3 protein-coding genes (2 of these 3 cut by a window edge) are annotated in these 25,772 nt (G+C 76.0%); all 3 read left to right on the forward strand.

Annotated elements, in window-relative coordinates:
• Tightly spaced (each overlapping or abutting the next), the 3 genes in view from ACIQGZ_RS20405 to ACIQGZ_RS20415 form a layout consistent with a single transcriptional unit that may run on beyond the window.
• A protein-coding gene (locus ACIQGZ_RS20405; RefSeq protein ID WP_402603532.1) for an SDR family NAD(P)-dependent oxidoreductase crosses the window boundary here: on the forward strand, positions 1–5,856 show its 3' portion. The gene continues 1,467 nt to the left of window position 1, outside the view; the window shows 5,856 of its 7,323 coding nt (coding positions 1,468–7,323); its start codon lies beyond the left edge, outside the window; the stop codon is at positions 5,854–5,856.
• Complete coding sequence (locus ACIQGZ_RS20410) at positions 5,849–19,219, forward strand: SDR family NAD(P)-dependent oxidoreductase (protein WP_402603534.1); 13,371 nt, start codon at positions 5,849–5,851, stop codon at positions 19,217–19,219. Before ACIQGZ_RS20405 ends, ACIQGZ_RS20410 begins: the two co-directional genes overlap by 8 nt.
• A protein-coding gene (locus ACIQGZ_RS20415; RefSeq protein WP_402603536.1) for an SDR family NAD(P)-dependent oxidoreductase crosses the window boundary here: on the forward strand, positions 19,212–25,772 show its 5' portion. Its footprint extends 3,480 nt past the window's final position; 6,561 of the gene's 10,041 nt are visible here — the first part of the coding sequence; its start codon is at positions 19,212–19,214; its stop codon lies off the right edge, out of view. The genes ACIQGZ_RS20410 and ACIQGZ_RS20415 overlap by 8 nt, the downstream gene beginning before the upstream one ends.

Below are 25,772 nucleotides of genomic sequence, written 5' to 3' on the forward strand. Positions count from 1 at the left end.
CACCGCGTGGCCGGCGACGACCGCTTCGACATCCGGGTCACTGACCTCGACGGCCTGGTGCGGGCGGAGTTCGGCGGACTGCGGGTCCGCGAACAGCCCGGCCGCCTGGCCGACCGGCCCGGCGACCCTGGCCGGGCCGACCACCCCGGCGGCCCTGAGCTGGGCTGCTACCTCCAGCGGTGGCGGCCGGAACCGCTCTCCGGATCGGACGGACCGGCGGTCGGCCGGTCCGCGCTGCTGCTCGCGGACGGCGAGCTGGTCGCCGCGACCGCCGCGCTGCACCGCCGCTACGGCGGCGCACTCCTGGTCCGGCCGCCGGCCGGCGTCGCCGCCGGGACCGCGCCGGACATCGGCGACCGGGAGGACGTCTGGCTCGTTGCCGCGCCCGGGGACGACCCGGACCGGCCTGCCTCGGCACCCGTGATCACCGCGTTCGCCGCCCTGCGCGCCTTGCTCACCGCCGGGGTGCTGGCGCGCGCCCGCCGGCTGTTCGTCGTGCTGGGCGACGTGCACGGCGTCCGTGGCGGTGCCCCCCGGCACCCGGCCGCGGGCGGCCTGCTCGGCCTGGTCAGGAGCCTGGCGCGGGAGCTCCCGCGACTCGAGGTCCGCTGCGCGAGCGTCGACGGCGACCTCGACGAGGCCGCGCTGCTCGCGGTCGCGGCCGAACCGACGCTGCGGCCGGGCCGCGATGTGGCGTTCGCCGGGGGCCACCGGCATGTGCGGGAGCTGGAGCCGGTCCGGCTGCCCGAGCCGAACACCCCGCCGTTCCGGGACGGGGGCGGCTACCTGATCATCGGCGGCGCCGGCGGCATCGGGTTCGCGCTGGCCCGGCATCTCTGCTCCCGGTACCGGGCGCGCGTCGTGCTCACCGGACGGCGCCCGGCCGACGACGCCATCCGCGTCGGCCTCGCGGAGCTGGCCGCCCTCGGCGGCCGGGCCGAATACCGCGCCGTCGACGTCACCGACGGTGCGGCCACCGCGCGCCTGGTCGAGGAGCTCGCCGGGAGCGGACTGCTGCACGGCGTCGTGCACTCGGCCCTCGTGCTCGACGACGCGATCGCGGAACGCCTGTCCGTGGACCGGTTCGCCGCCGCGGTGCGGCCGAAGGTGGACGGTGCGGCGAACCTGTTCCGCGCGCTGGCCGGGCGTGAGCTGGACTTCGTACTGCTGATGTCGTCCACCCAGTCGTTCAGCGGCGCGCCGGGACAGAGCAACTACGCGGCCGGATCGACCGGGATGGACGCGCTCGCACGGTGGGGGCACCGGGCCCTCGGCCTGCCCGTCCGGGTCGTCAACTGGGGTTACTGGGGCTCGGTCGGCGTGGTCTCCGCGCCCGGGTACGCCGAACGGCTGCGGGCCGCAGGCTGGCACTCCCTCTCCGTCGCCGACGGGCTGGATGCCGTCGAAAGGCTCCTCGCCACGGATCTGCCCGGCCTGGTGGTGGCGCGCGCCGAGCCGGCCGCGCTGGCCGCGATCGGCCTGTCCGCGCACGCCGGTCCGGCGCAGCCGGTCTGGGCTCGGGCGGACGTTCCCGAGGTTCCCGCGGCCGGCTACCGCCGGGTCGAGCGCCACCTGGCCGAGGCGGCCGCGGCCGCGGTCGACGGCGCGGAACCGGCCACCGCCACCGCCGCCCGGTACGTCCGCGGGCTGCGCGCACTGGCGCGGCCGCACCTGGACGCGTCCGCCGAGCCGGGTGCGGCCGGCGGTGCGGCGGCGGGCGCCGCGCTCGCCGCCGAGGTCCCGGCGCTGGCCTGCCGGGTGCGGCTGGCCGAGTCCTGCCTGCCGGCCCTGCGGTCCTGGGTCCGCGGCGAGGCGACCGCGCACGATGTGCTCTTCCCAGCCGGCCGGTCGGCGGAGGTGGCCGAGTTCTACCGCGCCGACCCGTTCGGGCAGCGCGCGCACGCCGTCCTCGCCGACGAGGTCGAACGCCTGGCTGCGGCCCGGCGCGACGCGGGCCGGGCGCCGCTGGTGATCCTCGAGGTGGGGGCGGGCACCGGGAGCACGACCCGGCCCGTCGTGCAGCGGTTGCGGGCGGCCGGCCACCGGTTCACCCTCCACGTCACCGACGCGTCCGAGCGGTTGCTCGCGGGCGTGCGGGCGGAACTGGGTGCCGACGGCCTCGAGTACGGCCGGCTGGACCTGGCGTCCGACACGGACCTCGCCCGGCTCGGCCCGGTCGACGTGATCATCGCCGGGAATGTGCTGCACGCGGTGCCGGAGCTGGACGCGGTGCTGGCCCGGCTGCGCCGCGCGCTGCGACCGGACGGCGCCCTGGTCCTCACCGAGCTGGTGCGACCGTCGGTGTTCCACACCGCGGTGTTCGGCGTGTTCGACGCGTGGTGGCCGGACGGCGGCGACGCGCGGCGCGTACCGCACTCGCCGCTGCTGGACGCCGCCGCCTGGCGGGACGGCCTGGACGCCGCCGGCTTCCACCACGTCCGGACCACCGCGGTCGGCCCGGCGGGTGGCGCCCCGGTCCAGGCCGTGATCGTCGCCCCGGCCGACCCGCGCTCGGCGGTCGGCCCGGCGCCCCGAACGGAGAGCAGAGGTGCTGCGATGAACGACCGACCCGCCGCCGGCCGGACCGCGCCCGGCGGCCGCCCGGCCGGCGAGGACCGCGTCACCGGGGACCGCGTCACCGAGGTCCGAGTCACCGAGGTCCGCGTCACCGAGGTGGTCGCCCGCATCACGGCGGCAACGCTCGGCATGGCTCCGGCCGAGCTCGCCGTGGACGCCCCGTTCGCCTCGATCGGGGTGGACTCCTTGGTCGGTGTCGACCTGGTGAACGCCATCAGTCGCGAGCTGGACATCCAGCTCAAGACCATTGTCGTGTTCGACCACTCCACCGTGCGGCAACTCGCCCGGCACATCTGCGCCGAGCACCAGCCCCGCCTGCCGGACAGGGAAACCCAGCAGCCCCAGGACATCCCGGAAGCGCCGGCGCCCGTGGAGCGGGTCACGGCGGACGGGTCGTCCCGGGCGCGGGCCGTGGTGTTCGAGCGGCCCGGCGACGTACGGGACCTCACCGTGCGGGAGGTGCGGGTGCCCGCACCGGGGCCCGGACAGATCGAGATCGCGGTGATGGCCTTCCCGATCAACTTCTCCGACCATCTGGTCGCCCGGGGCCTGTACCCGATGATGCCGGACTTCCCCGTGGTGCCCGGCGTCGAGGTGTCCGGGGTGGTCCGCCGGGTCGGGCCGGGCGTGCTGAGCCCGGCCCCGGGCGACGAGGTGATCGCGCTGACCCGGCCGGAGATGGGCGGCCAGGCCACCACCGTGGTGGTCGACGCCGACTTCGCCGTCGCCAAACCGGCGTCCGTCCCGCACGAGGAGGCATGCGGCGTGCCCGCCGCCCACCTCACGATGAGCCTTGCCTTCGACACCGCCCGGCCGCGGCCGGGCGAGACGGTGCTGATCACCGGCGCCACCGGCAACAACGGCCTGATCGGCGTGCAGCTGGCCCAGGCCCTCGGGGCCCGGGTGATCGCCACCGCGGGGTCGCCGCACAAGGTGGAACACCTGCGGTCCCTCGGCGTGTACGGCGCCGTGGACCACCGGGCGGAGGACGTCGCCGCCCGCGTCCGCGAACTGACCGGCGGCGCCGGGGCGGACGTCGTGGTCAACACCCTGGGCGGCGACGTCATCCAGCAGGCGCTGCGGGCGCTGGGCCCGAACGGCCGGTACGTCGAGACCGCCGTCTTCGGCCTGCAGTCCGCCGGCGCGCTCGACCTGTCCTCGTTCACCCACAACCAGTCGTTCCACAGCCTCAACGCCAAGAAGTACTTCCTCGACCACCCCGGCGAGCGCGGCACCTACCTGGACCGGATGGCCGCGGACCTGGCCGACGGCCGGGTGCGGGTGACCACCGCCGCGGTCTTCGGCCAGGACCGGGTGCGCGATGCCTACGCGGCCAAGAGCGATCGCGACCTGATCGGCCGCGTCGTGGTGCGGACCGAGAACGCCGGCGCGCCCGAACCGCCCCGCCCCCGGCCGGACACGCCCCGCACGCGGGCCGGGGACATCGCGATCGTCGGCCTGTCGGCCCGGTACGCGGGGGCGCGGAACACCGACGAGCTGTGGACCCTGCTGACCTCCGGCGCGGACGTTCGCACACCGGTCCCGGACGAGCGCTGGGACCGGGCTCGCTACGTCGACGCCGACCGCGACCGCCTGGACACCACCTACTGCGACCACGGGTACTTCGTGGACGGGATCGACGAGTTCGACGCCGAGTTCTTCGGCATGTCCGGCCGGGAGGCGGCGCAGACCGACCCTCAGCAGCGGCTGTTCCTTCAGGAGGCGTGGCGGGCGCTGGAGGTCGCCGGCATCACCCGCGAGCGGGCGGGCGCACTGCGCGTCGGCGTGTTCGCCGGCGCCGGACCCAGCGGCTACGAGAAGCGGATGGACGCCACCGGCGCCGTGCGGGAGGCGCAGTCGTTCTGGGGGAACGACGCGTCCGTGCTGGCCGCCCGGATCTCCTACGCGCTCGACCTCACCGGGCCCAGCGTCGCGCTCAACACCGCCTGCTCCTCCTCGCTGGTGGCGATCCACGCGGCGTGCCGCGGCATCCTCGACAGCGACTGTGACACCGCGCTGGCCGGCGGCGTGTTCCTGATGCTCGACCCGCAGTACTTCGTGGTGGCGAGCAACGGGACGATGCTGGCCGCCGACGGCCGGTGCAAGACGTTCTCCGACCGCGCCGACGGGTTCGGTCCCGGCGAGGGCGTCGGCGTCGTGGTCCTGCGGCGGCTGTCCGACGCGCTGCGCGACGGCGACCACGTCTGGGGCGTCATCCGCGGCTCAGCGATCAACCAGGACGGCCGCACGAACGGCATCACCGCGCCGAGCGGCCGGGCGCAGACCGCGGTGGTGCGCGCGGCGCAGGCTGCGGCCGACGTCGACCCGGGCTCCATCGGCTACCTGGAGGCGCACGGTACCGGCACCCGGCTCGGCGACCCGATCGAGGTCGACGCCCTCACCACCGCCTTCCGCGAAGGCACCCGGGAGCGGGGGTTCTGCCCGCTCGGGTCGATCAAGACGGCGATCGGGCACACGGCGGCCGCGGCGGGCGTGGCCGGGGTGATCAAGGTGTGCCTCGCGTTCGACCGCGAGGAGATACCCGCCAGCCTGCACTGCGAGCGGACCAACCCGCTGATCGACTTCGACACCGGCCCGTTCGTCGTGGCGCGGCGCGAGCCGTGGCCGGCGGCCGGGCGGCCCCGCCGGGCCGGGGTCAGCAGCTTCGGCTTCAGCGGTACCAACGCGCACCTGGTGCTGGAGGAGCCGCCGCGTGCGACTGCTCCCGGGGACGCGGCGGCGGGACCGTGGTGCTTCGCGGTGTCCGCGGCGGAACCGGACCTGCTCCACCGCCGGCTGGCCGAACTCGCCGACTGGCTGACCGGGCCGGGCGCCCGGTACGCGCTCCCCGACATCGCGGCGACCCTGCGGCACCGGCGGGACCACGGCCCGGTGCGGTGCGTGGTCGGTGCGGCCGACCGCGCCGAGCTGGTCGCGGCGCTGCGGCGGGCGTCCGCCGGCGGGGTCGACCTGCCGGCCGTGACCTCGGTGAACCGGCGCGCCGCCGAGGCGTTCGTGACCGGCGCGGTGGAGTCCTGGCCGGGCGAGCCGGGCAGCGGGTTCCGCTGCGTCCCGGTGCCCGCGGCGCCACTGCGGACGGTCCGCCACTGGTTCGCCGAGGACGAGCAGTGGCACCGGCACCGGCCCGGGTCGGCGCCGGAGCCGGCCGCCGGTCCGGCCGAAGACATCGCGGCCGTCGCGGCCGTGATCGACCGCTTTCTGGCCGGGCAGATCGACGAGGACGAAGCCCTCACGTCATTGGGAGCCGAGGATGAGTGACCAGGCACGCACCCGCGAACTGCTGCGGGCGATGCGCTCGGGCAGCCTGTCCCGCGAGGACGGTCTCGACCTGTTGCGCGGCGGTGCCCGGCCGTCGGCAGACTCGGCCCGCACCCGGAGGCCAGACCCGGCCGGGGCCGTGGGCGCGCTGCTGGTCTCGTTGATCGCCCGGCACACGTCCACCCCGCCGGAGCGGATCGCCCGGGACGCCCCGCTGGACCGCTACGGGTTCGACTCGGTGATGGCGCTGGGCGTGGTGCGGGACCTCCGGCCGGCGTTCGGCGACCTGCCCGCCACGCTGCTGTTCGAACGCCGCACCGTGGCCGACCTGGCCGGCCACCTCGTCGCGGAGTACCCGGACGCCGCCCGCCGGCTCGCCGCCGGGACCGCCGGGACCGCGGAGACCGCGGAGACCACGGACACCACGGCGTTCACCGAGCCCATCGCGGCCACCGCAGCGCGCGAGCGGACTCCGGAACCCGGCCGGAACCGGGACGTCGCGATCGTGGGCCTCAGCGGCCGGTTCCCTGGGGCTGCCGACCTGGACGCGTTCTGGGACAACCTCCGGCAGGGCCGCGACTGCGTCGAGGAGGTGCCGCCCGGCCGCTGGGACGCCGACGCGGTGGCCGGAGCCGGCCCGGACACCGCCCACCTGCGCTGGGGCGGCTTCCTGACCGACGTCGACCGATTCGACCACTCCTTCTTCAACCTCTCCCCGCGGCAGGCCCGGTACATGGACCCGCAGGAGCGGCTGTTGCTTCAGGAGGTGTGGCACGCCTGCGAGGACGCGGGCATCCCGCGCCGCGCGCTGGCCGGCCGCTCCGCCGGCGTCTACGTGGGCGTCATGTACTCGCAGTACGAGCTCTGGGGCGCGAGCGCCTCCCCGTACCGATCGGACTACCTGGGCGCGTCGTACGCGTCCATCGCCAACCGGGTCTCGCACTTCTTCGACCTGCGCGGGCCCAGCATCGCGCTGGACACCATGTGCTCGTCCTCGCTGACCGCCCTGCACCTGGCCTGCGAGGCGCTGCGCGCCGGCAGCATCGACGCGGCCGTGGTCGCCGGCGTCAATCTGACCGTGCACCCGAAGAAGCACCAGGACCTCGGCCGGGGCGGCTTCGCGGCCACCGGCGGGCGCTGCCGCAGCTTCGGCAGCGGCGGCGACGGCTATGTGCCCGGCGAGGCGGTCGCGGTGGCGGTCCTGAAGCGCGCCGCCGACGCCGAGCGGGACGGCAATCGCGTCTGGGCGACCGTACGCGGCACCGCGATCAGCCACGGCGGCCGGACCAACGGCTACACCACACCGAACCCCGAGGACCAGACCCGCGTGCTGCGCCGGGCGCTGGCGGACGCGGCCACCGAGCCGGGCGCGGTGTCCTACGTGGAGGCGCACGGCACCGGCACCGCCCTGGGCGACCCCCTGGAGATCCGTTCCCTGGCAGGGGCGCTGGGCGACCAGGCCGGGCGGCCACGGCCGTGCGCGGTCGGCTCCGTCAAGTCGAACGTGGGGCACTGCGAGGCGGCCGCGGGGCTGGTCGGGCTGGCCAAGACCGTGTTGCAGCTCAGGCACGGCGAGCTGGTCCCGTCCCTGCACGCGGAGCCGCAGAATCCGGACCTGGCGCTGCCGGAGGGCCTGTTGCGCATCCAGACGCGCGGCGAGCCCTGGCCGGCCGAGCCGGACGGCGTGCGGGTGGCCGGGCTCAGCTCCTTCGGTGCGGGCGGCTCCAACGCGCACGTGGTCCTGGCCGAGGCGCCCGCCGAGCCGACCCGGGCGGCGCCGGCACCGGGCGACTACGTGCTCCCGCTGTCGGCGCGGTCCCGGTCGGCGTTGCGGGCCGCGGTGTCGGCGCTGCGCGCGCATCTGACGGAACACCGGCCGCGGCTGGACGACGTCCAGTTCACCCTGGTGCACGGCCGGGAGCACCTGGAGGAGCGGAGCGCGGTGGTGGCCGGTTCGGTGGACGAGGCGATCGAGCGGCTGACCCGGCTGGAGTCCGACGTGGACGGGACGGCCCTTGCGGACGGCGACGGGGGCGGGCCGCAGCACGCCTGGGCGCGGTCCTGGTGCGCGGGAGAGGACCCGGAACCGCCGGTGTCCGGCGAGTCGGCGGGGAGGCTGATCCGGTTGCCCGGCTACGTGTTCGACCGGCCGCGGCACTGGCCGGAGTCCGCCCCGGCGGAACCTGTGAACGGCGGTGCGTCCGGCGGCGCGTTCAGCGACGCGGGCGGGGTGCGGACGCTCCGGCTCACCCGAGACACCGCCGTGCTCGCCGACCACGTCGTGCGCGACGCCTGCGTGGTCCCGGCGGCCGCGCTGCTGGACCTCGTCCGCCGGTCCGTGGCGCCGGGCCAGGTCGTGCGGAACTGCGCCTGGCCGGCCCCGCTGGTGGTCCCGGACGGCGGCGTCGACGTGGAGCTGACCCTCGAACCCGGAGCGGACGGGACCACCGGTTTCGTGCTGCGCGACGCGGCCGACGGCCGGGTGCGCTGCGAAGGCACGCTGGCCCGCCGAGAGCCCGGGACGCCCGCCACCGCCGACCTGTCGGTGCCGGACCACGCCGAACGCCTGGACGGGGCGTGGTGCTACCGGCGGTTCGCCGGGCTCGGCCTGGCGTACGGGCCGTCGCTGCGGGTCCTGGAGACGGTGTGGGTGGCCGGGGACGACTGCCTGGCCCGGCTCACCCCGCCGGCCGCCGACGTGGACGTGCGCACCGTGCTGGTCGACGCCGCGCTACAGGCGCTGATCGGGTTCGGGCACGGGCAGGACCGCCTGCTGCTCCCGTTCGCGGTCAATGGCGTCGACCTGGGCGCGGACGTGGCGAGCGCCCGCTGGGTCCGGGTTACGCGCCGCGCGGACCACCGGGGTCCCGGCGCCACGTACGACATCGTCCTGGCCGGTGCGGACGGGACCGTGGTCGGCCGACTGGACGCGGTGACCGTGCTGCCCGTGGACGGTCCGGACCGGGCACCCGGTTCCGGTGCGGAACCGCGCCCGGTGCCCGGGTCCGCACCGGAGCTGTGCCACCTCACCGCACGCTGGGTGCCGGACAACGCGGCCGCGGCCGCGGCCGGTCCGCAGCGGATTCTGCTGCTCGTCCCGGACGCGGAGCTGGCCGACCGGCTCACTCGGGCGCTCACCGCCACCGGATGGGCCGGTTCGGTGGTCACCGCGCTCGGTGACGCGTCGGTCGCGGCCGACGCGGCCGGATCGGGCGCCCGCGTCGACACCGTGCTGAACCTGCTCGGCTGTGCCGGATCGCCGACGCGCCTGCTCACCCCGGAGGAGACGGCCGCGCAGGTCGGCTCGGGGTTCGAAGCGATCGTCCGCCCGGCCGCGGCGCTGCTCCGCGCGCCCGGGACGCAGCCGGTCCGCTGCCTCGACGTCCGCCCGGCCGACGACCCGTACGCGTCCTGCTCGGCGGCGGTCCACCGGACGCTGGCTGTGGAGGACGACCGTTACCGTGGCCGCACGGTGCTCACCGGTGCCGACCTCGGCGCACCGGGATCGGCGCGTTGGTGCGCCGCGGTCGCCGCGGAGGTGTTGCGAGGCGTCGACCAGGGCACGACCGTGCGGCTCGACGGCGCCGGGCGCGCGGTGCGGCGCCTCGACGTCAGCGCCGCGCCGGAGCCCGTGGCGGACGTACCGCTGCGGCACGGCGGCGTCTACCTGATCACCGGTGCCCTGGGCGGCCTCGGCCGGGAACTGGCCCGGCATCTCGCGGCGCGGTGGTCGGCGCGGCTCGTGCTGGCCGGCCGAGGTCCGGCGGACGACCGGGCCCAGGCGCTGCTGGCGGAGATCCGCGCGGCCGGCGGCGACGGCGTGTACGTGGCGGCCGACTGCGCGCAGCGCGACGGCGCACGGTCCGCCGTGGACGCCGCGCTGACCGGATTCGGTGCGCTGCACGGGGTCTTCCACCTCGCCGCGGTGCTGCACGACGCGCTCGCCGTGCACCAGGCCCCGGGATCGGCGGCGGCGGTGCTGGCGCCGAAGGTGTGGGGCGCGGTGTGGCTGGACCGGGCGACCGCGGACCTGCCACTGGACTGCTGGGTCGCGTTCGGCTCGGCCAGCGCCTACGTCGGCGTGCCCGGCCAGACCGCCTACGGCTACGCCAACGCCCACCTGGCCGCGCTGGCCCGGGAACGGGAGCGTGCCGTGCGGGCGGGCGAGCGGAGCGGGCGCACGCTGGTGGTGTCCTGGCCGCTGTGGGAGTCCGGCGGAATGGGGGTGGACGTCCCGACCCGCGACCTGCTCGCCGTCCACCTGGGCTGGCAGCCGCTGCCGGTGGCGGCCGGGATGACCGCTCTGGAGGCGGCGCTGGCCGGCGACGGCGCGGTGCACGCCCCGGTGTACGGCGACCCGGCCGTCATCCGGCGCTGGGCCGACCGGCACTGGGCGACCGGTCACGCCGCCCGCCCGGCGGGCTCCGGCCCGGCCACCCCGACCGGTGACCGGATACCGAACGCGGCTGACCGGGTGCCGGACGCGGGGGGACCGGTGCCCGACCGGTTCGTCCGCCATCTGGTCGGGATCGTGGCCGAGGAGCTGGGCATGGCTCCGCACGAGCTGACGCCGGGTGCCTCGTTCGACCGACTCGGGCTGGAGTCGGTCATGGTGATGAACCTCAACCGCACCCTCGGCGCGGACCTCGGCCCGCTGCCGAGCACCCTGTTCTTCCGGTACCGCTCGGTGGGTGAGCTGGCTGCGGGGTTGTGGGCCTCCCACCGGGAGGCCGTGGCACGTCTGGTCGGCCCGGACGACCGGCCCGAGCCCGCCGCGTCCCCACCGGATTCCACCGTGGCCGCCGCACCGGCCGAACCCCCCGCCCCGGCGGCCACGGGTGTCCGGGCGGCGGGGCGCCCGGACCCGGCGGCGGACGACCCGATCGCCATTGTCGGACTCGCCGGCCGGTACCCGCAGTCGGACGACCTGGCTGAGTACTGGGCGACGCTGGCCGGTGGCCGGGACTGCGTCACCGAGGTGCCGGCCGATCGCTGGGACCACGAGCGACTGTTCGATCCCGAGGTCGGCCGGCCCGGCCGGACCTACTCGAAGTGGGGCGGCTTCCTCCGGGACATCGCCTCGTTCGACGCCCGGTTCTTCCACATCGCGCCCAGCGAGGCCCGCCAGCTCGACCCCCAGGAACGGCTGTTCCTGCAGACCGCCTGGCGCGCGGTCGAGGACGCCGGCTACTCCCGCACCGCGCTGTCCGCGCGCCGGGTCGGCGTCTACGCCGGCGTCATGCACGCGCATTACCAGATGTACGGCGCCGACGCCGGCCTGCGCGCGCAGGGCTTTCTGCCCAGCTCGCTGGGCGCGGCCGTCGCCAACCGGGTCTCCTACTGCCTGGACCTGCGCGGACCCAGCATGACCGTGGACACCATGTGCTCGTCGTCGCTGACCGCCATCCACCTGGCGTGCGCGGCCATCCGGGCCGGCGAGTGCGAGGTGGCGCTGGCCGGTGGGGTCAACGTCATCTCCCACCCGTACCGCTACCTCCAGATGGCGCAGGGCCGGTTCGCCTCCACCGACGGCCGGTGCCGCAGCTTCGGCGACGGCGGTGACGGCTATGTGCCCGGCGAGGGGGTCGGCGTGGTCGTGCTGAAGCGGCTGTCGCAGGCCGAACGGGACGGCGACCACGTCCACGGGGTGATCCGCGGCTCGGCGATCAACCACGGCGGCCGCACCAACGGCTTCACCGTGCCGTCGGTGACCGCCCAGGCCGAGGTGATCGCCGCGGCGCTGCGGACGGCGGGCGCCGCGCCCGCGGACATCGACTACGTCGAGGCGCACGGCACCGGTACCGCGCTGGGCGACCCGATCGAGGTGGCCGCGCTGGACGAGGTGTTCGCCGGGTCCGGCGCGTCCTGCCCGATCGGCTCGGTGAAGTCGAACGTGGGGCACCTGGAGTCGGCGGCGGGCATCGCCGCGCTTACCAAGGTGCTGCTGCAACTACGGCACGGCGAACTGGTGCCGTCGCTGCACTCCGAACCGGCCAACCCGCGGATCGACTTCGCCGGCGTGCATGTGCAGCGGTCCCGCGAACCGTGGCGCAGCCGGTCCGGGCACCCCGGCCGACTGACCGCCGCGATCAGCTCGTTCGGCGCGGGCGGCGCCAACGCCCACCTGATCGTCGAATCCGGGCCCGGTTCGCTCCGCGAGGAACCCGTGCCCGAGGACGGCAGGCGGTGCGTCGTGCGGTTGTCGGCGCGGTCGGAGCGCGCGCTGCGCGCCACCGCCGCCCGGCTGGCCGACCACCTCAGTCCGTCGTCCGCGGCCGGAACGGACGGTGCGTCACGGGCCGGCGAGCTGGCGGCCGCGGTCGCCGACGTGCTCGGGCTGGCCGTGTCCGATGTGGACGTCGACGCCGACCCGGCGGAACTCGGCCTGGACACGTTCTCCGCGGCCGACATCGCGGCCCGGCTGGTGCCCACCGACCAGGCCGGAGCCCTCGCGCACCTGCTCGGCACCGAACGGTCGCTGGCCGCCGTGGCAGGACACCTCCCGGCTCGCCGGGAGCCGGACCGCGCGCCGGTCCGGCTGGCCGACGTGGCGCACACCCTGGCCGTGGGGCGGGAGGAGTTCGCCGAACGGGTCGCGTTCGTGGTGTCCGGCGTCGGGGAGCTCGTCGGCGCGCTGCGACAGTTCGCCACGACTGGCGGGTTCCCGGGCGCGCACCGCGGCTCCTGCCTGCCCGGAGCGGACCACGCCGACCGTGCGCCGGGCCTGTTCCGGGGCGCGACCGGGGACGCGTTCCTGGCCGCCGTGGCCCGCGAGGGCCGCGACGCCGAACTCGCCGAGCTGTGGGTGCGCGGCGTCGAGGTGCCCTGGCACGACCCGGCGGGCGCCCCGGCCCGGCGGATTCCGCTGCCCGGCGCCGTGTTCGAGGAGGAGCGGCTGTGGCTGCCCGAACCGGTGGCCGTCGACGCGACCCCGGACCGCACCGCCGAAACCCCGGACCGCACCGCCGAAACCCTGGACCGCACCGCCGAAACCCCGGCCCCGGCTCCGGTTCCGGCCCCGGCTGCGGTTCCGGCCCCGGCTCCGGTTCCTACGGGGCCCGCACCGGTCGCGTCCCCGCAGCGGTCGGTGGTGGAGGTGCTGGGGACCGTGCGCGCCGTGATGGCGGCGGTGCTGGAGATCCCGGCCGACGCGCTGGACCTGGACGTGCCGCACGCCGAGTTCGGGGTCGACTCGGTGCTCGCGGTGGAGATCGTGGAGCGGATCAACGCCGAACTCGTCGTCGCGCTGCGGCCCACCGACTTCTTCAACTACACCACGATCCGGTCGCTCGCTGAGCACGTCACCGAGCTCCTCCCGGACGAACCGTCCCCGCAGACTCCGGCCCCCGACGTCACCCCACCGGTGACGCCCCCCTCGGCCGCCACCGCTCCCACTGTTCCCGCCGCTCCCGCTGTCCCCGCTGTTCCCGCCGGCCCGGACGCCCCGGCCGGGGACGAGGTGGCCGTGATCGGCCTGTCGGCGCGCTTCCCCGGGGCCGACGACGTGGAAGCGCTGTGGCGCAACCTGTGCGCGGGCACGGACAGCGTGGGCCTGATCCCGCCGGAGCGTTGGGACGTCGACGACCACTTCGACCCGGACCGGTTCGCCCCGCGCAAGACCTACAGCAAGTGGGGCGCCGTGCTCGGCGACGCCGACCGGTTCGACGCCGACTTCTTCGGGCTGTCGCCGCGCGAGGCACAGCTGATGGACCCGCAGCACCGGCTGTTCCTGGAAACCGCCTGGCACGCCATGGAGGACGCCGGCTACCCGGCCGAGCGGCTGCGCGGACGCAACGTCTCCGTGCACGTGGGCGCCTCCGCCGGTGACTACCAGAACTACCTGCGGGACAACGGCGTCGCCCCGGAGGGCTACACGTTCACCGGTACCCACGCGGCCGTGCTGGCCTCCCGGCTGGCCTACCACCTCGACCTGCGCGGCCCGAGTGTCACGGTGGACACCTCGTGCTCGTCGTCGCTGCTGGCCATCCACCTCGCGTGCGAGGCCATCCGCTCCGGACAGACCGAACTGGCCTTCGCCGGCGGGGTCGCGCTGCTGTTCACGCCCGAGCTGCACGTGCTGGCCAGCAAGGCCGGGATGCTCTCGCCTACCGGCCGCTGCCGGGCGTTCGACCAGGGCGCGGACGGCTTCGTACCGGGCGAGGGCGTCGCCGTGGTGGTGCTGAAGTCGCTGCGCCGGGCGCGGGCGGACGGCGACCGGATCCTCGGCGTGGTGCGCGCTTCCGGCGCCAACCAGGACGGCCGCAGCAACGGACTGACCGCGCCCAACATGGTGGCGCAGCGCGACCTGGAGGTCGATGTCTACCGGCGGTTCGGCATCGACCCGCGCGAGATCGGGTACGTCGAGTGCCATGGCACCGGCACCCGGCTCGGTGATCCGATCGAGGTCGAGGCGCTCACCGCGGCGTTCCGCTCGTTCACCGCGGACACCGGGTTCTGCGGACTCGGCTCGATCAAGAGCAACATCGGCCACGCGCTGACCGCCGCCGGAATCGCCGGGTTCGTCAAGGCGCTGCTGTGCCTGCGCCACCGCGAGCTGGTGCCCACGCTGCACGTCGACCAGGTCAACGACCATCTGGAGCTGGCCGGATCGCCGTTCTACGTGAGCACCGCGGCGCGGCCCTTCCCGGCGCCGCCCGGCGGGGTGCGCATGGCCGCGATCAGCTCGTTCGGCTTCAGCGGCACCAATGTGCACCTGGTCCTGGCCGAGCCGCCCGCCGGGGAGCCGCCCGCCCGGCGCGCGCCGTCCGGGCCGGTGCTCGTCCCGGTCTCCGCGAAGACCGACGCGGCGCTGGCCCGACGCGTCAGCGCGCTGGCCGCCCGGCTGGCCGACGGCGGCGACCTGGACCTCGGGGACATCGCGCACACGCTGGCCGCGCACCGCTCGCACTTCGCCCGGAGGGCGGTGTTCGCCGCGGACAGCACGGCCGGACTGGCCCGCCGGCTGGCGGACGCGGCGGCCGGGCGGCCGGTGGCGGACGATGACCTGCCGGCCGGGCCGGCCGGGGTGCGGGACCGGTACCTGGCCGGCGGGGAGGTCGACTGGCGGGCGGTCGTCCCGGACGGCCGCATCGTGGACCTGCCGCTGTACCCGTTCGAGGACGCCCGGCACTGGCCGGCGCAGGCCCGCGCCCCACGGTCCGCGGCCGCCGGCGTCCCGGAATCCGGCACCGCCGACCCGGCCGCCGGGCTGACTGTCGCCGGCGACGGCCACCCCGCAGCGACGATCCTCCTGGAACCGTCGAATCCGCTGGTGCAGGACCACATCGTCGGCGGCCTGCCGATCCTGCCCGCCGCCGGGCACCTCAGCCTTCTGGTCGAGCTGGTGCGGAGCGCGTTCGGCCGGACCGACTGCACCGTCACCCGGGCCGTGTGGCTCCGCCCGGTCGTGGTCGAGGTGCCGGTGCTGCTCCGGCTCGGGCTGACCCCGGACGGCGGCGCCTGGAAGTTCGAGGTGACCGGCGAGCTCCCGGACGGCAGCACGGTGTCCCACAGCCGTGGCACCGTCGAGCTGGGCGCGGAACCGGCGGCCCCCGTCGATCTGGCGGCCGCGCGGGCCGAAGCGACCGCGACCGGTGACGCGGCCCTGCACTACCACCGGTTCACCACGCTGGGCGTGCACTACGGCCCCGCGTTCCAGACCATCACCGGGTACGGCGTCGGCCGGGACACGGTGGTCGCCGACCTGGAGCGGGTGCCCGGCGAGCGCAACGGCGTGGCGGCCGGCGTGCTGGACGGCGCCATCCAGAGCGTGCTCGAACTGCCCGGGGACGACGACGAGAGCGGCCCGCAGCTGCCGTTCGGGATCGACCGCGTCCGGGTGTTCGGCGCCGTGCCCCAGTGCTCGGTGTCGGTGGTGCGGCAGCACACCTCCGGCGAGTGCGACATCACCGTCGCGACCCCGGCCGGTGCGCCGCTGATCCTCGTGGAGGGCATGAGCTACCGGCCGCTGCGGGAGAGCGCCGAACTGCATGACTTGGAACCCGTGTGGCGGGAGATCGGCGGGGACCTTCCGACACCGCCGGTGAACGCTACGGGCGACGTGCTCCTGCTGGGCGGCGACACCCGTCCGGAGCTGGCCGACGCCCTGGCCGGCCACGCGCGGGGACGGCGGGTGCACCGCTGCTCGCTGGGCGATCCGGCGCTGGCGGACCGGGTCCGCGAGCTGGACGCCGCGGTGGAGCTGGGCACCGTCTACCTGCTGGCGGACGCCGACACCGCGACCGGGCCGGGGCCCGCGCGGGAGCGGCACGGGCTGCCGGCGCTCCGCGCGCTGCGCGCCCTGGCGGGCGGCAGGCACGCCGGCCGGGCGCTGGAGGTCGTGTTCCTCACCGTGGACGGCCACCAGGTGCGCGACGGCGACCCGATCGCGCCGGCGAACGCGCTGATGTTCGGACTGCAGCGGTCGCTGGCCCGGGAACGCCGGTCCTGGTCGGTCCGCTGCGTCGATCTCGCCGGCCGCGAGATCGGCAGCGGAAGCGGCGGCGCGGCGGCCGTCGTGGCGCGGGCGCTGGCGCTGCCCGTGCACCCGGCGGGCCGCGAGGTCGCGCTCCGGGACGGCCGCGCCTGGGCACTCGACCTGCGCCCCTCGGACGCGTCGGGGGTGGCCGCGCCGGTGACCGTCCGGCGCGGCGGGACCTATCTGATCCTCGGAGGTGCGGGCGGGATCGGGTTCAGCACCGCCGTGCACCTGGCCCGCACCGCCGCGGCCAACGTCGTGCTCCTCGGCCGCCGGCCCGCCGACGCGGGCATCCGGCAACGGCTGGACCTCGTCGAGCGGGCCGGCGGGCGGGCGCTGTACCTGCCAGTCGACGCGGCCGACCCGGCTGCCCTGCGCACCGCGGTGGCCACGGCGGTCGAGCGCTTCGGCCCGGTGCACGGCGCGTTCCACTCGGCGCTGGTGCTGCGGGACGAACCCGTGCAGTCCATGTCCGACGAGGCGTGGCAGCAGGTGTGCCTGCCGAAGCTCGACGGTGCGGTCAACCTGGTGGACGCGCTGGTCGGCCAGCCGCTGGAGCTGCTGGTGTTCTACTCCTCGGCGCAGTCTTTCCTCGGCAATGCCGGCCAGGCCAACTACGCGGCGGCCAGCACCTTCCTGGACGCCTACGCGCGGCAGCTGCGGTCCCGGGCGGTCCCGGCGGCGATTGTCAACTGGGGCTACTGGGGTGACGTCGGGATCGTCGCCGCGCCGGAGTACCGCAGGCGGATGACGGAGAACGGGGTCGGCTCGATCACCCCGGCTGAGGGGATGCTGGCGCTGGACCGGTGCCTGCGGGACGGCCGCTTCCAGACCCTGGTGGTCAAGGCCGAACCGCGCGCCCTGGCCGTCTTCGGCGGGGCCACGCCGGACACCCGGGACGAGCCCGCCGCGCCGCCCGCGCCCGGGTTCGACCCGCTGGCCGGGGCCGCGACGGTCGTGGTGCCGGGGATCGGCGAGCTGCTGACCGCACACGACGGCCTGGTACGCCGCGGACTCGCGCTGGCTCTCCGGCAGCTGGCCGGTCTCGGCGTGGCCGACGCGGACGGCTGGGTCCGGCCGGCCAAGGACTGGACGCTGTCCGGGACGATCGTGCCCGCGTTCCACCGGCAGGTGGCCGCGGTGCTGGCGCACGCGCGGGAGACCGGCGTGCTGGAGCGAAGCGGCGACCGGTGGCTGCTGGGTGCCGCCGCCCGCGAGTCCGATGCGGATGGTCTGGCCGCCGGGGTCGAGCAGTGGGGCCGGGACCACCCGGTGGTGGCTGCGCAGGCGCGGCTGCTCGCCGCCTGCCTGCGGGCCTACCCGGACCTGCTGCGCGGCGCCAAGGATCCCACCGAGGTGATGTTCCCGGGCTCGTCGATGGACCTGGTGGAGGCCGTCTACCGGGACGACCCGCTGGCCGCCGGGCTCAACGAGCTGGTCCGCAACGCTGTCGCCGCGAAGCTGGCGCAGGGCGCGGGCACGGTGCGCGTCCTGGAGATCGGGGCGGGCACGGGGGCGACCGCACAGGCGATCGCGCCGCTGCTGGCCGAGCACCCGGACCGGACCGAGTACGTCTACACCGACCTGTCCGCCGGGTTCCTGAGGCACGGGCGCCGCACCGTCGGTTTCCTGCCCAACGTGGACTTCCGGCGGCTGGACGCCGAGCGGCCCGCCGCGGACCAGGGCTTTGCCACCGGATCGTTCGACGTCGTGGTGGCCGCGAACGTGCTGCACGCCACCCGGGACCTCCGGGAGAGTCTGCGGAACGCTGCGGGGCTGCTGGCGCCGGGCGGCTGGCTGGTGCTGCTGGAGACCACGTCGGTCAGCGGTTTCGCCACCCTCACCTTCGGCCTGCTGGACGGCTGGTGGCGGTTCACCGACGACGTCCGCGAACCGGGTTCGCCGCTCGCCTCGACCGGCACTTGGACGACTCTGCTGCGGGAGAACGGTTTCGACGCGACCGCCGTGTGCGCGCCGGACGGCGTGCGGCCCGGCGACATCGGCCAGCACGTGGTGATCGGCCGCCGGGCCGGTGGCGCCGAAGCCGCCTCCGGACGGGGCGACATCCGCGCCGCGGCCGCACCGCCCGACGTACCCGAACCGGTGTCGGTGCCCCGGACCGAACCGGCGCCCGGGAGCCGGGACCGCGCGGCCACGGCGGCGAGCGTGGACGCCGTCGTGGCCAGGACACTCGGCCGACAGCCGGGCAGCCTCGACCCCGACCAGCCGTTCACCGAGTACGGCGTCGACTCGATCATCCTGGTCGAGCTGGTCACCGCACTGAACGAACAACTCGGCACCGAACTCAAACCCACCGCGTTGTTCGACCACCCCACCGTGAACGCCCTGGCCGACCACCTGGTCACGGAAGGCACACCCGCCACCGGCAGCACCGCCGCCCCGGACCCCGCCGACCCGGACCGTTCCCCACACGTGCTCGCCCAGCCGGCCCGGGGCGACGTCCGCGCCGCGGCCGCACCGTCCGACGTACCCGAACCGGTGTCGGCGCCCGGGAGCCGGGACCGCGCGGCCGCAGCGGCGAGCGTGGACGCCGTCGTGGCCAGGACACTCGGCCGACAGCCGGGCAGCCTCGACCCCGACCAGCCGTTCACCGAGTACGGCGTCGACTCGATCATCCTGGTCGAGCTGGTCACCGCACTGAACGAACAACTCGGCACCGAACTCAAACCCACCGCGTTGTTCGACCACCCCACCGTGAACGCCCTGGCCGACCACCTGGTCACGGAAGGCGCACCCGCCACCGGCAGCACCGCCGACCCGGACCCCGCCGACCCGGACCGTTCCACAGACGTGCTCGCCCAGCTGGCCCGGGGCGATGTGTCGATCGAAGACGCCCTGCGAGAACTGGAGAGCATCGGTGAGTGAGCACAAGCGGGACATCCTCCGCCAGGTGCGGGACGGCCACATCTCACCGGAGCAGGCCCGGGAACTGCTCCGCCGGCTGCCGCGCAACGGCACCCCGGCCTTGGGCACACCCACCGCCCCGGCCGTCCCGGACGCCGAGCCGGCTGGGGAGGCGATCGCCGTGGTCGGCGCCTCCGCCCGGTATGCGGGCGCGCCGGGGCTGGAGGAGTTCTGGACGCTGCTGGCCGAGGGGCGCGACGGCGTCACCGAGGTCCCGGCCGGGCGCTGGGACGCGGGCACGCTGTTCTCCGCGCAACCGGGCCAGGCGGGTACCACGAGCTCCAAGTGGGGCGGCTTCCTGACCGACGTCGACCTGTTCGACCCATTGTTCTTCAACCTGTCAGGCCGGGACGCGGAACTGATGGACCCCCAGCAGCGGCTGTTCCTGGAGGGCGCCTGGCGGGCGCTGGAGGACGCCGGCTGCGCGGGCAGCCCGCGGCTGCCGCGGCGGTGCGGGGTGTTCGTCGGCACCCCGCCCAGCGACTACCTCAGCGAGGACGAGCGGTCCGGGTCGCGCGCCGACGCCCAGGCGATGATGGGCAACGACAGCGCGATCCTGACGGCGCGCATCTCCTACCTGCTGGACCTGCGTGGACCCAACCTGTCGCTGGACACCGCGTGTTCCTCGTCGCTGGTGGCGATCGACCTCGGCTGCCGGTCGCTCCTGTCCGGCGAGACCGATCTGGTCGTCGCCGGCGGCGTGTGCCTGTTCCTCGGTCCCGGCTTCTACCTGGCCGCGAGCCAGGGCGGCATGCTGTCCCCGACCGGCGCCTGCCACACCTTCGACGCCGCCGCCGACGGGTTCGTACCGGGCGAGGGCGTCGGCGTCGTCGTACTGAAGCGGCTGTCCGACGCGCTGGCCGAGGGCGACCACATCCGCGGTGTCATCCTCGGCAGTGGCGTCAACCAGGACGGCAAGACCAACGGGCTGACCGCGCCCAGCGCGCGGGCCCAGGAGGAGCTGGAACGCGACGTCTACCGGCGGGCCGGGGTCAGCGCCGAGACGATCACCCTGGTCGAGGCGCACGGCACCGGCACCACGCTGGGCGACCCGATCGAGGTGACCGCGCTGGAACGGGCGTTCACCGCGGACACCGACCGGACGTCGTTCTGCGCGATCGGCTCGGTCAAGACGAACATCGGCCACACCGGGCAGGCCGCCGGCGTCGCGGGCGTGCTCAAGGTCCTGCTGGCCATGGAACACCGGGAGATCCCGGCCACCCTGCACCTGGACCGGGTGAACCCGGGGATCTCGTTCGACCGGTCGCCGTTCTACGCCGCCACCGAGCACCGCGCATGGCAGCCGCCGGCCGGGATGCCGCGGCGCGCCGTGGTCAGCTCCTTCGGCTACAGCGGCACCAACGCGCACGTGCTGCTGGAGGAGGCCCCGGCACGGCCCGCCGCGCCCCGGGGACCCCGGCCGTTCCATGTCTTCCTGGTCTCTGCCCGCACCGGGGACGCGCTGCGCCGGCTGCGCCACGACCTGGCGCGGCGGCTGCGCGGCGCCGCGGGCGGGGTCGAACTCGACCCGCACGACGTGGCGTTCACCCTGGCACGCGGCCGCAGGCACTGGCCCGCACGGGCGGCGTTCGTGGCCCGCGACTGTGCGGAACTGGCCGCACTGCTGGCCGACGACGACGCGGGCGACTGCGCGGCGACCGCTGGTGCGCCCGCGAACCTGCACGCCGCCGCCACCCGGTACGTCGAGTCCGGCGCCGTGCCCGAACCGGACGGCGGCTGGCCGGGCACGATTGTGCCGCTGCCCGGCCACCCCTTCGAGCGCGCCCGGTTCTGGCACGCCGAACCGGAGCCGGCCCCGGCGTCCGCACCGGCCCCGGCCGTGCGGGAACTGCCGCTGCGGGACAACCCCGGCGGTTCCCGGCCGGCCGGGGAACAGTCGTTCCTGCTCGCCGGTGACCACTGGAGCGTCGGCGAGCACCGGTTCGACGGCCGCGTGGTGGTGGCCGCCGCGACCATGCTGGCCATGGTGCACGCGGCGGCCCGCCGGTGCGGGCTGCGCGGCCGGCCGGTCGTCCGCGACGTGCACTGGTCCGCGCCGCTGGAACCGGCCGGGTCGGACGTCGAGGTGCGGCTCGCGGCCGACGGCGACGGCCACCGGTTCCGGATCGGGCCGGTCGGCTTCCCGGACGACGCCCCCAGCGCGACCGGCGTGATCGGCCCGGCCCCCGGCGCGCTCCGGGCCGCCGCACTGTCCGCACCGCCGGACGACGCGGAACTGACGCCCGGGGAGTGCTACGCGGCGTTCCGGGCGGCCGGCCTCGACCACGGGCCGCGGTTCGCGCACCTGAGCCGGCTGCGGCCCGGGGACGGCCGCGCCGCCGCCGGGATCGACACCGCCGGCCGCACGGTCCTCGACTGCGACCCCGGCGTCCTCGACTGCGCCTTCCAGGCGGTGCTGGGTCTCGACCCGGCCGGCCGGGAACCGCTCGGCCTGCCCACCGCGCTGGAGCGCTTCGAACTCGCCGACGGCGGCCTGCCCGCCACCGGCCGCGCGGTGGCCGTGCGCCGCGGCGACCGCGTCGACATCGAGCTCACCGACGACACCGGGCGGCTGCGCGCCGCGCTCACCGGGCTGGTCGTCCGGCAGGTCCCCGCCGGGGACACCGGCCTGCTGACGCTGGCGTGGCGGCCGGTCGCCGCGCAACCTGCGGACCGCACGCCCGGGATCGCACTGGCGTTCACGGCGGACGGGGCGCTCACCGGCCGTTCCGGTGAACCGGCCGCCGCGGACCGGGTCCGCGCGCTGCTGCGGGGCGGCGACGTACTGGTGGACGCGCGGCCCTGCACCGACCTCATCCGGCTGCACGCGGCCGCGGCCGGCCTGCTCCGGGACGCCGCCGGACGGGAGAGCGGCGACCCGGTGCGGGTCACCTTCCTCGTCTCCGCGCCGGAACCCGCCGCCGCGCTCGCCGCGCTGGGCGCCGCGGTGCGCGCCGAGCACCCGCTCGTCGTCACGGAGGCGGTGGAGCTCGCCGGTGCCGACCGGCCGGTGCTGCCGGTGCGACGCGGTGGCCGGTTCCGCCGCACCGCCGACGGCCTGGACCGCCACGAGCCGCGGGCGCGCACCGCGACCGCCGCCGCGGAGTGGGCCCCGTCACCCGGAACCCACCTGGTCACCGGCGGGTCCGGCCTGGTCGGCGCGGCCCTGGCAGCCGACATCGTCGCCGCCGGCGGGCACGTCACGCTGCTCAGCCGGAGCACCCCGAGCCCGGCGGTGCTCGCCGCGATCGGCACTCCGGACCGGGTCGCGCACGTCCGGGCCGACGTGACCGATCCCGACGAGCTCCGGTCCGCGCTGGACGCGGCCCGGTGGCAGCACGGACCGGTCCGCGGTGTGGTGCACGCCGCCGGAACGGTGCACAGCGCCGGCTTCACCGCCGAGGACCCGGACGCCGTGCGGGAGGTGCTGCGGGTGAAGATCCGCGGCGCCGAACACCTGGACGAGCTGACCGCCGGGGACCCCCTGGAGTTCTTCACGACCTGCTCCTCGCTGGTCGGGGTGACCGGCAACCGCGGCCAGGCCGCGTACTCCTACGCCAACGCCGCGCTCCTCGGCCTGGCCGAGACCCGCGCGCGGCGGGTCCGGGACGGTGCCCGCAGCGGCCGCACCGCCGCCGTCGCGTGGGGACCGTGGACCGGCGGCGGCATGGCCGACCAGTCCGGTGTGGACACCGGGCTCACCGCCTTCACCGCGGACACCGGCGCTGCGGCCTGGCGTGCCTGCCTGGCCGGGGAGGACACCGGCGTGGTCGCGCTCGCCTCGCCCCGGGACGCGCGCCGCGTCACCGACAACGCCGCTGCCGACACTTCCGAGGTCACGGTCGAGGACACCGGCGCGGCCCGGCCGGAGCTCGGGCCCGCCGGCGATCCGGCCGACACCGTCGAGGAGCTGCGGAACCTGCTCGCGGAGGAGCTCCGGTTGCCGATCCGCAGCATCCGGCCGGACAGCAGGCTGGAGGACCTGGGCGTCGAGTCCGTGATGATCGGCGGCATCACCGCGCGCCTGCTGCAGTGCTACGACACCGTGCCGAAGACGCTGTTCTTCGAGCACCGCACGGTGGCCGCCCTGGCCGACGCGCTCACCGAGCTGCCTCGGAAGGCGCCCGCCACCACGGACACCGGCACCGCGTGGGCCGAGCCGGACGCGTCACCGTCCGCTGCGGACGTGAGAGAGCGGCCTGAACGGGACGACGCCGATGACGCGATCGCCGTCGTCGGCGTGGCCGGCCGGTACCCGATGGCGGCGGACCTCGACCGGTTCTGGTCGAACCTGCGCGACGGCCGGGACTGCGTCACCGAGATCCCGTCCGCGCGGTGGCCGCTGGACGGTTTCTACGACCCGCGAGGCGGGCCGCTGCGCAGCTACAGCAAGTGGGGCGGGTTCGTCGACGACATCGACCGGTTCGACGCCACGTTCTTCCGCATCGCGCCCAACGAGGCCGACATGATCGACCCGCAGGAGCGGCTGTTCCTTCAGGTCGCCTGGCACGCGCTGGAGGACGCCGGTTACACGCCGGAGGCGCTGCCCCGCGACACCGGCGTCTGGGTCGGTGTGATGTACAGCGAGTACCAGTTGCTCGGCGCCTCCGAGGACGGCCGACTGGCGGCCAGTTCGCAGTCCTCGATCGCCAACCGGGTCTCCTATTTCCTGGACGCCCGGGGTCCCAGCATGGCGGTGGACTCCATGTGCTCCTCCTCGCTGACCGCGCTGCACCTGGCCTGTCAGAGCCTGCGGGCCGGCGAGGTCGGGGCCGCGCTGGTCGGCGGCGTGAACCTGAACGTCCACCCGCACAAGTACCTGCAGCTCAGCCTGACCCGGTTCGCGTCATCCGACGGCCGGTGCCGCAGCTTCGGCGCCGGCGGCGACGGCTACGTGCCCGGCGAGGGCGTCGGGGCGGTGCTGCTCAAGCCGCTGTCCCGCGCGCTGCGCGACGGGGACGACATCCGGGCGGTGATCCGCGGCTCCGCGATCAACCACGGCGGCCGCACCAACGGGTACACCGTCCCCGACCCGGTCGCGCAGAGCCGGGTGATCGGCCGCGCGCTGCGGCAGGCCGGAGTGACCGCGGACACCGTGTCCTACGTGGAGGCGCACGGCACCGGCACGTCGCTCGGCGACCCGATCGAGGTGCGCGGTCTGGCTGAGCACTTCGGGCCGGACCACCCCGTGGCCATCGGCTCGGTCAAGTCGAACCTGGGCCACCTGGAGTCGGCCGCGGGCATCGCCGCACTCACCAAGGTGATCCTGCAGTGCGAACACGGCGAACTGGTTCCTTCACTGCACGCCGACCCGGCCAACCCGGACATCGACTTCGGTGCGACCGGGCTGCACGTGAGCCGGGCGGCAGGCCCGTGGGCGGCCGCCGCAGGCAGCCCACGCCGCGCACTGGTCAGCTCCTTCGGCGCGGGCGGGGCCAACGCCGCGGTGGTCGTCGACGAGGCGCCCGCGCGGCCGGCCGGCGAACCGGGTCATGGCGAGGAGGTCCTGGTGCTGTCCGCCGACACCACCGAGCAGCTGCGGCGGGCCGCCGGGAATCTCGCCGGGTGGCTGCGCGGCACGGCCGGGGCGCCGGACCTGCCGGCCGGGGCAGTCGAGGAGATCACCCGGGCGGTCGCCGACGCGCTCTCCGTCGAACCGGCCGCGATCCGGCCCGCCGATTCATGGACCGACTGCGGGCTCGACGCGCTCGGCCGCAGTCGGCTGGAGGCGGCCGCCCGGCGGATCGCCGGCCCCGGGTTCGTGCTCGCCACCGGGATCGACTCGGTCGCCGAGCTGCTCACCGCCCTCGCCGGGGCCCCGGCGGACCCGGCCCAGCGGAACGGGTCCGGACGCACCCGGGACGTCGAGCTGGCCGACGTCGCCCACACCCTGCGGATCGGCCGGGTGCCGCGCCGCACCCGGCTGGCCGTGGTCGCCGCCACCCCGGGGCAGGCGGCCGACGCACTGGCGGACTGGGCCGCGGGTCGGGACACCGGAGCGTGCCGCGTCGGCGTCCCGGACGCCGCTGCGGCCCCGGCGTCGGCGTCCACGAGCGGCTTCCCGTCCGCCAGTGCCGCGGCCGAGGCGTGGGTGGCCGGCGCCGAACTCGACTGGGGCGAGCCGCGCGGTCGACGCCGGATCGCGGGCCTGCCCGGCTACCCGTTCCGGCCGGACCGGGCCTGGCTCGACGACGCCCACCCGCTCCCGTCCGACGGAGCCCCCGCTCCGGTCGCGGTCGCCGCATCCGCGCCAGGCACGGTCGCAGAGCCGGTTGCGGCGCCCGAGCCGGTCCCGGCCACCGGCGGATCGGCCGGATCGGCTGGATCGGCTGGATCGGAAGCATCCGACGAGCGGCTGCACCCGCTGCTGCTGGACGACCTCCGCCGCCGGGCCGCCGCGCGGATCGGCCTCGAACCCGACCGGCTCGACCCGGACCGCGTGCTCGGCGACTACGGCTACGAGTCTGTGTCGCTCAACGCGTTCCTGGCTGAGGTCCGGTCCGCGTTCGGGATC

The organism is Streptomyces sp. NPDC092296 (assembly GCF_044755465.1).
In the GTDB taxonomy this organism is placed as follows: domain Bacteria; phylum Actinomycetota; class Actinomycetes; order Streptomycetales; family Streptomycetaceae; genus Peterkaempfera.

Coding starts and splice junctions, on each gene's coding strand:
- ACIQGZ_RS20410 (WP_402603534.1), top strand. CDS start 5,849: ATGAGTGACCAGGCACGCACCCGCGAACTGCTGCGGGCGATGCGCTCG.